Source organism: Erwinia sp. 9145 (assembly GCF_000745075.1).
GTDB lineage: Bacteria > Pseudomonadota > Gammaproteobacteria > Enterobacterales > Enterobacteriaceae > Erwinia > Erwinia oleae.
The window spans coordinates 638,152-650,237 of sequence record NZ_JQNE01000001.1 but is presented as its reverse complement, the minus strand read 5'-3'; the positions used below and the strand labels follow the sequence as shown (position 1 = coordinate 650,237).

Sequence of the window (12,086 nt, the reverse complement as noted above, 5' to 3'; positions counted from 1 at the left end):
TGATTATTTAACCTGTTTCAGAACATCAGCGGTGATGTCTTTGGATTTACCTGCATAAGCAACAGCATTGGCATCAATCACCACATCGTAGCCATCGTCGTCAGCCACTTTCTGCACGGCGTCCTGAATACGGCTCAGAATTTTATTACGCTCTTCCGCCTGACGACGGCGATTATCCTGCTCGAAAGCCTGCGCTTTGCTGGAGAAGGCTTCACGCTGGGTCATGACGTCTTTTTCCATGCGGCTGCGTTCGCTGGCCTTCATGGTTGAGCCGTCACGCTGCAAACGCTGCATTTTAGTTTGCAGATCGCGTTCCATACCCTGAAGCTCGGTAGCACGGCCTTTGAACTCATTCTCAAGCTGTTTCGCAACTGTCGCACGCGCCGGTAACTGTTGGAAAATGCTGGAAACGTTCACCACTGCAATCTTATCAGCAGCCTGTACACCTGCGGAAGTCGCCAGGGCGATAGAGAGGCCTGCGGCACACAACAACTTTTTCACTATAAACTCCTTACCATCAACGTTTGTGTCTTCGACACAGGTCTGCGCGTTAAGGCAGCTCTTCACAAGCTGCCTGTGAACGGCGCGATACACTCTTAAATGATTTCCATATCGGCTGCGTTACCAGGTTTTACCAATGTTAAACTGGAACTGTTCAGCCTTGTCTCCATCATACTTTTTGAACGGTTGGGCATACGAGAAGACCAGCGGCCCCAGCGGCGACATCCACTGTAGCGCCAGACCCGCCGACAGGCGGATATTGCCCGGATCGCTGTAGTCAGGAATGCCTGCTGCGCGCGTCTCCGCGGTATTTTCCCATTTCGTATCCCACGCCGTACCGCCATCCACAAACAGCGAGGTGCGCACCGAATTGGCATACTTCTCACTCAGGAACGGCGTTGGGGTGATCAGCTCAGCGCTGGCTGTTGCCATCGCGTTACCGCCCACGGCATCGTTAGAGCTACAAAGCGTATTCGTGCCCGAGCAGGTAGACGAATTGTCATTGTAGTAAGCCGCTTTCGGCCCGATGGTATTGGAACGGAAGCCGCGCACGGTGCTTGAACCACCCGCGTAAAAGTTCTCGTAGAACGGCATTTCTTTACCATCCAGTCCGTCGCCGTAGCCTACGCGACCACGTCCCAACAGCACCCAGGTGCGATCCTGATTCAGCGGCAGGTACTGCTGCGTATCCAGCGTCGCTTTATAGAAGGCGTTGTCGGAGCCCGGAATGGTCACCTTGCCATTCAGGTTGGTACGGTTACCCGAAGTTGGGAAGAACCCGCGGTCGAGATTGTTGTACGTCCAGCCGTAGTTAAAGGTGAAGTCATCGGCAGAATAGGACTCGCGACCGCTGAGATCCGGGTTCTGACCCACCGAGCGCAGATAACGGAACATCGCCACCTGCGGCTGCATGTTGGACAATGAGTTATGTACGTAGCCCAGGCCAACGCGAAGCGTGTTGTTTTCGTTAACCGGGAAGCCAAGCGTGCCGTCCGCACCGTAACTTTTGTTGGTGTAGTCGGAAAGATCGGCGTCATCGGCTTCAAAGTCGTTATAGAAGACGCGGCCACCGAGGCTCACGCCGTCCACGGTAAAATAGGGATCGGTCAGTGAGAATTCAGCGTAGGTCTGGTAGTCGTTTTTGGTTCCGCTGATGCCAACGGTGTTCCCGGTGCCCAGCCAGTTATCCTGCGTGACGCCAACCTGGAAGCTGACGCCGCTTTCCGTACCGTAACCAACGCCAAAGTTAAAGGTGCCGGTATTGCGCTCTTTCACTTTGTAAACCACATCAACCTGATCCGGCGAGCCTGATACGCGCTGCGTATCGGTATCAACCGTTTCAAAATAGCCGGTACGATTCAGGCGCTCTTTGCCCTGCTCGACCAGATCGCTGCCCAGCCACGCGCCTTCCATCTGGCGCATCTCGCGGCGCAGAACGGAATCTTTTGACGTATCGTTACCTTCAAAGCGTACTTTACGCACGTAGTAACGATTGCCCGCGTCAACGTTGACGTGAAGCTTAACGGTTTTATCCGCATCGTTGATTTCAGGCTGCGTTGCCACGCGCGGATAGGCATAGCCATAGCGGCCGAGCATCTTTTTGATGTCGTCTTCCATACGCGTCACTTTCGCGCCGTTGTACAGTTCGCCAGGCTTGATTTTAGTCAGCGCTTCTACTTCAGCGGAGTGGCCCGCCATGCTGCCATTCACCACCACGCCTGAAAGCTTGTACTGATCGCCTTCGTTGATGTTGATGGTGATATAGATGCCTTTTTTATCCGGCGTCAGGCTGACCTGCGTGGAATCAATATTGAAACGCGCATAGCCGCGATCGAGATAGAAGCTGCGCAGCGTTTCGAGATCGCCAGCCAGCTTTTGCTTCTGATACTTACGGTCGCCGACCACGTTCCACCACGGCACTTCATCGCGCAACTGGAAGCGGGAAATCAGCTCTTCAGAGCTGAAGTCTTTGTTGCCAACAACGTTGATCTGCTGAATTTTCGCGGAAACGCCTTCGGTGAAGACCAGTTTCAGATCCACACGGTTACGTGGCAGCGGTGTGACCACCGCTTTGACGTTGGCGCTGTATTTACCGACGCTATAGTAGAAATCTTCCAGCCCTTTCTCGATTGAGGTGATGGTGGTGCGGTCGAGGGCTTCGCCCACGCGCACGCCAGAAGCCTCAAGGTTTTGCTTGAGCATGTCGTCCTTCACCGCTTTATTGCCGGAGAAGGTGATGCTGGCAATCGTTGGACGCTCCTTCACCTGAACAATCAGCGTATCGCCATCGCGTAAAACCTGAACGTCTTCAAAGTTTCCGGTAGCAAAAAGGGCGCGAATAGTATTACTGATGTCGTCGTCGGAGACGGAATCGCCGACGCGTACGGGCATACTCAGTAATGCCGCACCGACGGCGACTCGTTGAAGGCCTTCGAAATGAATATCCTTCACCACGAAGCCGTCTGCCGCGTATACGGTAGCGCTGCTAAACAGCAGCGACGCTATGAGCAACTTTTTCATCGCCATCGTTGTTATGCATTCTTCCTAACTGGTTCCCACATTCAGTTGCCCGAAGGCAAACTATAACCGCGAGAAATCATTGAAAAGCGCAAGCCCCATTAACAACACCAGCAAAATTGAGCCGATGCGATAACTGAAGTCCTGAACTCGCTCAGACACTGGCGCACCTTTGATCTTTTCGATCGCCAGAAACAGCAAATGTCCACCATCTAATACCGGCAGAGGGAACAGGTTGATGATACCGAGATTCACGCTGATTAACGCGAGGAACATCAAGTAATAAATCAGGCCGTATTCCGCCGACGTCCCAGCACCCTGTGCAATCGAAATGGGCCCGCTGAGATTATTTAACTTCACTTCACCTACGATAAGCTTGCCCAGCATGTTGACCGTCAGCTTCATGAGCTGCCAGGTTTTTGCAGTGGCCTCACCTATCGCGGCAAACGGGCCGTACTGGCGCACCGTTTTATATTCATCCGCAAGCGGAATAAAGCGCGGAACCACGCCGACAAACCCTTCCGCCTTATTGCCTGGTTTCACGTCGGGCGTCAGCGTGACTGCTACCGTTTGCCCGTGTCGTTCCACCTCAACCGCCATCGCTTTGCCGGGACTGTTACGTACCTGCGTGGCAAAATCCATCCACTGCTTCAGCGGTTGACCATCGACTTTAACGATCCTGTCGTCTGCTTGCAAACCTGCTTTGCTCGCCGCCGAGTTGCTTTGCACCTTCGCCAGCACGGTTTCTATCTGTGGACCGCGCGGCTGGATACCCAGCGCGGCGACCGGGTCCTGCTTATCCGGTTCGAACTGCCAGTCCCGTAAATCAACCCGCTTATCGGTGCGCTGCGCGCTGTTGAAAGGCGCTACGCTCAGCGTGGTGTCTTTCTCGCCGATTTTTGCTACCAGCGCCATGCGCACAGCTTCCCAATCAGGCGTTTCGATACCGTCAACGGCTTTAAGTTCCATGCCTGGTGCAATTTGCGCCGCTGCGGCGGGCGAGTTGCTGGTTATTTCGCCAATTACCGGGCGCACGCCGGGTACGCCAATCATGAATACCAGCCAGTAAGCGAAAATAGCAAAAAGGAAATTTGCGATGGGCCCGGCGCTGATAATGGCCGTGCGCTGAAGAATGGTTTTATTATTGAAAGCCTGATGACGAAGCTCCGGCGTCACGCTTTCGACGCGCTCGTCCAGCATCTTCACATAGCCGCCGAGCGGGATCAGCGCAACCACGTATTCCGTGCCCTGCGCGTCGCGACGACGCCACAGCGCTTTACCAAAACCAATGGAAAAGCGCTCAACCTTGACGCCGCAGCGGCGGGCTACCCAAAAGTGGCCGAACTCGTGCACGGTAATCAATACGCCCAGCGCAATGATAAACGCGCCAAGGCTCCACAGGATGCTCAGCATATCGTCCCTTATAACGTCCCGAAGACCAGCAACAACAAACAGGCGAAAACCGGTACCGCAGCGGTAAGGCTGTCAATACGGTCAAGAATACCGCCATGTCCCGGAATTAAATTTCCGCTGTCCTTAATACCCGCCTCGCGCTTGAACATGCTTTCGGTGAGATCGCCGAGCACGGAGGCCAGCGCGGCCACCACTGAACAGGTTAGCAACGTGACGGCAGGAATGCTCAGCGGCGCCCACAGCCCGAACAGCCAGGAGATAATCGCCGAACAGAGAAGGCCGCCGAAAAAGCCTTCCCAGGTTTTACCGGGAGAAACCTTAGGTGCCAGCTTGTGTTTGCCGAAGAGGCGGCCAAACATATACGCGCCGGAATCCGCGCCCCATACCAGAAACATGATATAGAGCAGCCACCAGGCACCGGCAAAATGGTCAACGTCGTAATGATACTGGCGTAGCGCCATCATGCCCCAGAAAAAGGGCACAATGGTCAGAATGCCAAAAAGGAGACGCAGCGGGCGTGAAGTACGCCAGAGTGAAGCGGACGTGGGATAAAACAACACCAGAATCAAAGCAACAATCCACCAGGCCAGCGCAGCCCAGAGCGATCCTGTCACCTGCGGTAAAAGCACGGAGTGCTGCCAGGCCGGAAGGGTGGAAAGCATCACGACCAGCAGAAGGCCGCATGTTGCTGCGAGCGCGATACGCTGAGCGCGTGACGCAAGTCCCGCCAACTGCCCCCATTCCCAGGCGGCCAGCATACAGATGGCCAGGATGGTAATCGCGAACCCTGAGGGCGGCAGCAAAAAGAGCGCCGCTATCACAATGGGAATGAGTATAAATGCAGTAATCAGGCGAGACTTCAGCAAAGATTACCCCCCGAGCGCTCAGGCGCCATCGGGTGCTGCGCCGCCAAAGCGACGCTCTCGTTGTGCAAACGCATTCAATGCACCTTCAAAAACTTGTTCATCAAAATCAGGCCAGAGAACATCGGTAAAAAAGAACTCCGCGTAAGCAATTTGCCACAGCAAGAAGTTACTGATTCGATGCTCTCCCCCTGTCCTTATTACCAAATCCACCGGTGCCAGATCCTGAAGGCAAAGGTGTGAGCCAAGCGTCTCTTCGCTGATGTTATCGGGGCGAATAAGACCTTCCTGCACCTGCTCTGCGATTTTTCTGACACCGTGAATAATATCCCAACGACCGCCATAATTCGCGGCAATGTTGAGTGTCAGTCCATTATTTTGTTGAGTAAGTTCCTCTGCACGGCGAATACGCTCCTGCAAGCGGGCGTTAAAACGGCCGGTGTCACCGATAATTCGCAGGCGAACATTATGCTTATGCAGATTTTTTACTTCGCTGTCGAGCGCCCAGACAAACAGCTCCATCAACGCCATCACTTCTTGCGGAGGGCGGTTCCAGTTCTCACTGCTGAAAGCGTAGAGCGTCAGCGCGTCAAATTTGTTGCTGACGGCAAAACTAACGGCCCGACGAACCGATTTCACGCCCGCCTTGTGACCCGTTATGCGCAGTCGGCCCTGGTTTTTAGCCCAACGGCCATTGCCATCCATAATGATGGCCACGTGACGGGGAATTTCCCTTTGCAGGTCATCGGGTTGTAATAAGTTTTCGGACGACATAACGCGTATTTATTTCCTTTATTCAGAAAAAGTCTGGTTTCTGAAATATCTTGCCCGCGTGGCGCAAAAAAAGCCGTGACCAATGCGGCCTCAGCATTAATTAGCGGTCGAAGACTATACCATCTCCGCCCCTGCCCCACAAATGGCGACGGCCCCGTTATCGCGCCGCAGCAAAACGCGGCAGACAGGCAATAGCGGCTGCACGCGCCTGTCTGTCGATATCAAGAACGGCATCCACACTGGTTGGCTCTGCACTGTTCAACGTTTCCAACACGGCCATATTAACAGCCGCAATGTCGGTAAAACGGATTTGCGCGTCAAGAAATGCGGCGACGGCAATTTCATTAGCGGCATTTAGCGCAGTCGTTGCGGCCTGTCCGTTCTTGCAGGCGTCAATCGCCAGCTTCAGGCAGGGATAGCGTGTGTAGTCCGGCTCGGCGAAGGTCATTGCGCCCATGCGGGTGAAATCCAGCGGCGTTGCGCCAGACTGCACGCGTTGCGGCCACGCCATCACATGAGCAATAGGCGTACGCATATCCGGCGACCCAAGCTGAGCCAGCACGCTGCCATCACGATAGCGCACCATGGAGTGGATAACCGACTGCGGATGCAGGATCACTTCCATTTGCGAATCGCTCGCGTTAAACAACCAGCGGGCTTCAATATATTCCAGACCTTTATTCATCATGGTGGCCGAATCGACGGAGATTTTACGCCCCATTGACCAGTTCGGATGCGCACAGGCCTGATCGGGCGTCATGCGGGCCAAATCCGCCAGCGGCGTCGTGCGAAAAGGGCCACCTGACCCCGTAAGGATAATGCTGTCAATGCCATTATCCGTCAGAGAAGCGTACCCTAACTGCTGCTGGAGGGAAGCGGGCAAACTCTGAAAAATGGCGTTGTGCTCGCTGTCGACGGGCAAAAGCTGCGCACCGGAAGCGCTCACCGCCTCAAGAAAAAGCTGGCCGCAGGTGACCAGCGACTCTTTATTGGCAAGAAGAACCTGCTTACCTGCGCGAATAGCCGCCAGCGTGGGCAACAGGCCGGCAGCGCCGACGATCGCCGCCATCACCTGGTCAACGTCGTCCAGCGCGGCCAGCTCGCAGGCCGCCTCTTCACCGCTCATTACCTCGGTGGCAACGTTCATACTTTTCAGACGCAGCCTCAGCGCGCTGGCCGATCGTTCGTCCGACATCGCGGCATAAGCAGGCCGAAAATTCAGACACTGCTCCGCCATCAGCTCTACGTTATGTCCAGCGACCAGTGCCTTCACGGCAAACCGTTGCGGATTAGCGCGCACCACCGCCAGCGTACTGGTGCCAATAGAGCCGGTCGAACCGAGGATCGTTAATTGCTTCATGAAGTTGCTCTGCATAGTGAACGGAGGAAGGCGCCTGCACTGCCTTCATCAATAACGAGACGAAATGCAAAACGCCGTAAGACTGACCACTCGCGAGAACGGCAATCTGTACGGCGTTTATGCGAAAGATGACGAACTCAGAAGTCCATCAGCTCCGCTTCTTTCTCGGCCAACGCGGTATCCACTTTTTTAATGAAGGCGTCGGTCATTTTTTGAATTTCTTCCTGTGAGCGACGATCTTCGTCTTCACTGATCTCTTTGTCTTTCAACAACGCTTTAAGCTTGTCGTTAGCATCGCGACGCACGTTACGTACGGCAACGCGGCCCTGCTCTGCTTCGCCACGCACGATCTTGATCAGATCTTTGCGACGCTCTTCAGTCAGCGCCGGCAGCGGAACGCGGATATCGCTTCCCGCCGAGCTTGGATTCAGACCGAGATCGGAGGTCATAATGGCTTTTTCAACGGCAGCGCTAACTGAACGGTCGAACACGTTTACCTTCAGCGTACGTGAATCTTCTACCGTTACGCTGGCCAGCTGACGCAGCGGTGTAGGCGTACCGTAGTATTCAACCGTAATCCCGTCGAGAATACTGGGCGACGCGCGGCCGGTACGAATTTTACTGATGTTATTTTTGAATGCCTCAACGCTTTTATCCATGCGCGTTTCAGTATCTTTTCTGATTTCGTTAATCACGTTGGAACCCTTGGATTCTGGTTGACCTGCCGGGCGCGTAAAATTGCGCCCGTTGCGAATGTCGTCATCACTCTTTAGTGTAGCGCGTACCACGCGCCACGCAGAGAATATACCTTAACTCGACGCTGACGGGTATTAGTGCGTAATCAGCGTGCCTTCTTTTTCGCCCATCACCACGCGACGCAGGGCGCCGGGTTTATTCATATTAAATACGCGAATGGGCAGCTTGTGGTCGCGCGCCAGGGTGAATGCCGCCAGATCCATTACCTTCAGCTCACGCTCCAGCACGTCGGCGTAGCTCAGCTGATCGTGAAGCGTTGCATCCGGGTTTGTCACCGGATCGGCAGAGTAAACACCGTCTACTTTCGTCGCTTTCAACACCACATCGGCTTCGATCTCAATACCGCGCAGGCAGGCTGCTGAATCGGTAGTGAAGAAAGGATTGCCCGTACCGGCGGAGAAAATCACCACGCGGTTATTCCGCAGCAGGCTGATTGCTTCTGCCCAGCTGTAGTTGTCGCATACGCCGTTTAACGGGATTGCCGACATCAGACGCGCGTTGACATAGGCGCGGTGCAGCGCATCGCGCATCGCCAGGCCGTTCATCACGGTTGCCAGCATGCCCATGTGGTCGCCGACTACGCGGTTCATACCTGCCTGCGCCAGGCCAGCGCCGCGGAACAGGTTACCGCCACCAATAACCACGCCGACCTGAATGCCCAGTTCTACCAGCTCTTTCACTTCCTGAGCCATACGATCCAGCACGCTGGCGTCAATGCCGAAACCTTCGGCGCCTTGCAGAGCTTCACCGCTCAGCTTGAGCAGAATTCGTTGATATACGGGTTTTGCATTCGTTGCCATGGTTTTTTTCCTGGAAGCTGTCATCGATAAGGGGAATGTAGTCTGCGCTATCATCCCTTGAGTCAGGGTGAATGACTATTGGGATGAGACTGAAAAATGTATTCTGAAGCAGATAAAAAGGAACCGCCGTTTGGCGGTTCCTGTTAACCATTAAGACTGTTTGGACATGGCCGCGACTTCTGCCGCGAAGTCGGTTTCCGCTTTCTCAATGCCTTCGCCCACTTCGAAACGGATGAAGTTAGTCACGTCTGCATTTTTCTCTTTCAGCAGCTGGCCCACGGTTTTGCCTGGGTCCATAACAAACGCCTGACCGGTCAGAGAAACTTCGCCGGTGAATTTCTTCATGCGGCCTTCAACCATTTTCTCTGCGATTTCACGCGGCTTGCCGGACTGCATAGCGATGTCGAGCTGGATCTGGTGCTCACGCTCAACCACATCGGCAGACACGTCTTCTGGCTTAACGAATTCAGGCTTGCTTGCCGCAACGTGCATCGCCAGTTGCTTAACCAGCTCTTCGTCAGCACCGGTGGCAGCAATCAGCACGCCGATACGCGCGCCGTGCAGGTAGTTGCCCAGCACGTCGCCTTCCAGTGAAGCAACGCGACGGATATTGATGTTTTCACCAATTTTCGCTACCAGCGCAACGCGCTCTTCTTCAAACTGGGTTTTCAGCACGTCAACGTCAGTGATTTTGCCTGCAACAGCCGCATCCAGCACTTTGTCAGCAAACGCCTGGAAGCCGCCGTCTTTAGCAACGAAGTCAGTCTGGCAGTTAACTTCCAGAATGATGCCGTAGTTGCCAACGATTTTGGTTTTGATCACGCCGTCGGCCGCTACGTTGCCTGCTTTTTTCGCCGCTTTGATTGCGCCGGATTTACGCATGTTCTCAATCGCCAGCTCGATGTCGCCATTGGCTTCGGTCAGCGCTTTTTTACAATCCATCATGCCAGCGCCAGTGCGCTCGCGCAGTTCTTTTACCAGAGCAGCAGTAATATCAGCCATTCTCTAATCCTCGGTTAGCTCAGCATTCGTCAGCGCCGTGGCGCCACGTCGAATGCCTGGTCTCGGAAGAAATATTTCGCCTCGCCGGCGGCAAAGCAAATTCGAAAAAAATAAAGGGGCCATACGTGGCCCCTTACAGATTACTATCTGATTGATAAGGGCTCTGTTGAAGAGCAGTCCTTATTACTCAGCTTCAGCGAAGCTTTCTTCCGCCTGCTGAGCCAGATCCTGAGAGCGACCTTCACGCACGGTAGTAGCCACGGCGGTCAGGTACAGGCTGACAGAACGGATGGCGTCATCATTACCAGGAATGATGAAGTCAACGCCGTCTGGATCAGAGTTGGTATCAACAACAGCAAATACCGGGATACCCAGGTTGTTTGCTTCTTTGATAGCAATGTGTTCGTGGTCAGCATCGATAACAAACAGTGCGTCCGGCAGGCCGCCCATGTCTTTGATACCGCCCAGGCTGTTTTCCAGCTTGGCCAGTTCACGAGCACGCATCAGCGCTTCTTTTTTGGTCAGCTTGTCGAAAGTACCGTCCTGAGACTGAGTTTCCAGATCTTTCAGGCGTTTGATGGACTGACGAACGGTTTTCCAGTTAGTCAGCATGCCACCCAACCAGCGGTGATTGACGAAGAACTGGTCACAGCTGCCTGCTGCTTCTTTTACCGCTTCGCTTGCCGCGCGCTTAGTACCTACAAAAAGGATCTTACCTTTACGGGAAGAAATTTTGTTCAGCTCAGCCAGGGCTTCGTTGAACATAGGTACGGTTTTTTCCAGGTTGATGATGTGAACTTTGTTACGCGCACCGAAGATGAATGGTTTCATTTTCGGGTTCCAGTAACGGGTCTGGTGACCGAAGTGTACACCTGCCTGAAGCATGTCGCGCATGGAAACAGTTGCCATGATTACCTCTATAAATGATTTGGGGTTAGGCCTCCATGTATCCCATACAACCGACCTCGCTGCTGCTTACGCAAACATTAAGGCACCCCGGCGTATGGTCTCGATACATGTGTGTTATTTACACAATGAGAGTTATGCGTTCCCGGTGTCGCCACAGAGAATCGTCGGCGCGCTTTATACCACAAAGCGCTGTGCGAAGCCAATAATTGTTGTTGCGTGCGTGCACACACAAACTGCAATTGGCAGAGCCGGGGCGGACTGCTAACATTGCTCCACTTGCTTTATTATTGTCGAAAATGTCGACAACTGCGGACAAATTGAATGGCAATTACAATTAAAACCCCTGAAGAGATTGAAAAAATGCGCGTGGCCGGTCGCCTCGCCGCAGAAGTGCTTGAAATGATTGCAGAGCACGTGGTGGCCGGCGTAAGCACCGGCGAACTGGACAGACTGTGCCACGATCACATTGTGAACACGCAAAAAGCGGTATCGGCCAGCCTGGGCTACCACGGCTTTCCAAAATCCGTTTGCATCTCCGTCAACGAAGTGGTTTGCCACGGCATTCCCAGCGATGACAAGATCCTGAAGGATGGCGATATCGTGAATATTGATGTCACGGTGATTAAAGATGAGTTCCATGGCGATACTTCCACCATGTTTATCGTCGGCAAACCCACTATCCAGGGCGAACGACTCTGCCGTATCACCCAGGAGAGCCTTTACCTGGGGCTGCGCATGGTCAGGCCAGGCATTCGCCTGCGGTCGATCGGCCGTGAAATCCAGAAGTTCGTTGAAGCGCAGGACTTCTCCGTGGTGCGTGAATACTGTGGACACGGCATTGGCCGCGGCTTCCATGAAGAGCCGCAGGTGCTGCATTACGATGCGGACGACGGCGGCGTGGTGCTTCAGCCCGGCATGGCGTTCACCATTGAGCCGATGGTCAACGCCGGTGACTACCGCATTCGCAGCATGAAAGATGGCTGGACGGTAAAAACTAAAGATCGCAGCTTGTCTGCGCAGTATGAGCATACTATCGTGGTGACGGAAAACGGCTGCGAAATTATGACGCTGCGTAAAGATGAGACCCTTCCGGCGGTTCTGACGCACGACGCCTGATAGCTCTTCAGCGTGTAAAGCCGGCGAAAGCCGGTTTTTTTTTGCCGCCGCCATCACCGGATCCCTTTCCTCCAT

General features: G+C 54.1%; 11 protein-coding genes. 1 reads left to right on the top strand and 10 read right to left on the bottom strand.

Annotated elements, in window-relative coordinates:
- Positions 1-3: 3 nt before the first annotated feature.
- From skp to rpsB, 10 genes are all read right to left on the bottom strand, one after another.
- Positions 4-501 (bottom strand): molecular chaperone Skp, encoded by a 498-nt coding sequence (skp, locus tag FA91_RS03140; RefSeq protein WP_034918873.1) that lies wholly within the window; start codon positions 499-501, stop codon positions 4-6.
- 120 nt (positions 502-621) lie between these two features.
- Entirely contained in the window at positions 622-3,027 is a 2,406-nt protein-coding gene (bamA, locus tag FA91_RS03135) for an outer membrane protein assembly factor BamA (protein WP_034912463.1), read from the bottom strand.
- A gap of 54 nt (positions 3,028-3,081) precedes the next feature.
- A complete protein-coding gene (gene rseP, locus FA91_RS03130) occupies positions 3,082-4,431 on the bottom strand; it encodes a sigma E protease regulator RseP (RefSeq protein ID WP_034912461.1) in 1,350 nt (449 codons plus the stop codon).
- A gap of 8 nt (positions 4,432-4,439) precedes the next feature.
- Entirely contained in the window at positions 4,440-5,297 is an 858-nt protein-coding gene (cdsA, locus tag FA91_RS03125; RefSeq protein WP_034912459.1) for a phosphatidate cytidylyltransferase, read from the bottom strand.
- A gap of 18 nt (positions 5,298-5,315) precedes the next feature.
- Positions 5,316-6,068 carry a (2E,6E)-farnesyl-diphosphate-specific ditrans,polycis-undecaprenyl-diphosphate synthase gene (ispU, locus tag FA91_RS03120; RefSeq protein WP_034912458.1) on the bottom strand — a complete coding sequence of 251 codons (753 nt, stop codon included), beginning with the start codon at positions 6,066-6,068 and terminating at the stop codon, positions 5,316-5,318.
- 157 nt (positions 6,069-6,225) lie between these two features.
- Entirely contained in the window at positions 6,226-7,428 is a 1,203-nt protein-coding gene (ispC, locus tag FA91_RS03115; protein ID WP_034918870.1) for a 1-deoxy-D-xylulose-5-phosphate reductoisomerase, read from the bottom strand.
- Positions 7,429-7,565: 137 nt separating this feature from the next.
- Positions 7,566-8,123 carry a ribosome recycling factor gene (frr, locus tag FA91_RS03110; RefSeq protein WP_034912455.1) on the bottom strand — a complete coding sequence of 186 codons (558 nt, stop codon included), beginning with the start codon at positions 8,121-8,123 and terminating at the stop codon, positions 7,566-7,568.
- A gap of 135 nt (positions 8,124-8,258) precedes the next feature.
- On the bottom strand, positions 8,259-8,984 hold the full coding sequence (pyrH, locus tag FA91_RS03105) for a UMP kinase (RefSeq protein WP_034912451.1): 726 nt from the start codon (positions 8,982-8,984) through the stop codon (positions 8,259-8,261).
- Between the two features lie 150 nt (positions 8,985-9,134).
- Positions 9,135-9,986, bottom strand: a complete 852-nt coding sequence (tsf, locus tag FA91_RS03100) for a translation elongation factor Ts (RefSeq protein WP_034912450.1) — start codon at positions 9,984-9,986, stop codon at positions 9,135-9,137.
- 183 nt (positions 9,987-10,169) lie between these two features.
- Entirely contained in the window at positions 10,170-10,895 is a 726-nt protein-coding gene (gene rpsB, locus FA91_RS03095; protein ID WP_034912448.1) for a 30S ribosomal protein S2, read from the bottom strand.
- A 321-nt stretch (positions 10,896-11,216) separates the two neighbouring features.
- Between rpsB and map the strand changes: the two genes are divergently transcribed.
- A complete protein-coding gene (map, locus tag FA91_RS03090) occupies positions 11,217-12,011 on the top strand; it encodes a type I methionyl aminopeptidase (RefSeq protein WP_034912447.1) in 795 nt (264 codons plus the stop codon).
- The last annotated feature ends 75 nt before the right edge of the window (positions 12,012-12,086 follow it).